The 238-nt window shown below is 41.6% G+C and carries 1 pseudogene; it reads left to right on the top strand.

Annotated elements, in window-relative coordinates:
• Positions 1-238: pseudogene (locus SB775_RS33555) on the top strand (hypothetical protein); the annotation flags it as partial.

The raw sequence follows: 238 nt of genomic DNA, 5'->3' as shown, positions 1-238 counted from the left end.
ACCGCTAATGAATTTTTAACAGAAAGAAATTTAAGAGGTTCAGGGGCGGAATTTAAACAGCAGTCTTCTGCTGATGAAATTCTGCAAAAAACCCTCAGACACCTGCAAATAACGTTTATTTCACTTTTACTTGCAATAATAATTGCACTGCCGCTTGGTATTTTGCTCTCAGCCATGCCGGCTGCTGCCCGCCCTGTGCTTTATGTTACAGGACTTTTGCAGACAATCCCTTCAATTG

The sequence above is a fragment of the Peribacillus sp. SIMBA_075 genome (assembly GCF_046534585.1).
Note: the sequence above shows the minus strand (reverse complement) of the source record. Positions and strands in the feature narration are given on the sequence as shown.